The 634-nt window shown below is 56.5% G+C and carries 1 protein-coding gene; it reads right to left on the reverse strand.

Translation table 11 applies throughout. The annotated features are described in order from the left end of the window. Positions 1 to 57: 57 nt before the first annotated feature. A complete protein-coding gene (locus tag AC1DT3_RS23445) occupies positions 58 to 387 on the reverse strand; it encodes a YciI family protein (protein WP_169850434.1) in 330 nt (109 codons plus the stop codon). Between the last annotated feature and the right edge of the window lie 247 nt (positions 388 to 634).

Raw genomic sequence — 634 nt, forward strand, 5'->3', positions numbered from 1 at the left:
GGATCAGAGCTTGGGACCGCAGGGCGCCCCGCGATCAATACATCGCCGCCAGGATCGCTATGTTCCTTCAAGAGGCCAGATTTCGACGATACCGTGGGCAACCGCGCAAGGTGATCCGGAAACGAGTTCGATCGCCTCCTCGAGATCGCGTGCTTCCACGATAGCGAAGCCCGCAACGGGTAGGGACGACGACAGGAACGGGCCGTCCTCGGTCACAACGCCAACGGCATCATGGTTGCGGACCTGGACCGGCCTGCCCGCGATGGCCATGAGGGCGCCGCGTCTTTTCAGCTCTTCATCATGGGCATGTGCGGCATTGCGGATGTCCGGCGCGATGCTGTCATAGCCGGCCTGATCGCCATATCCAATGGTCACATACTTTGGCACTCTTTCGCTCCTTCCGGATATAAAGCCACATCGTCGGTTTGAGTTCCTACCTTGGCATCCCGACACAGACCGCCCAGTAAAAGCGAACAAACGACGTTAGGCCTAAGATCCGGGCCTCCCTTGAATGTTCTTATTTCGTTCTCATTCAGAAAGAGAGTCAATAGGGGGTTAATCACCCCTGCGACAGGTTGAATCACATAGGACGAATTCGCGATTCAGTTGAATCAGATAGCGAACCGGCCCATTT

The sequence above is a fragment of the Microvirga sp. P4_G7 genome, from assembly GCF_056401005.1.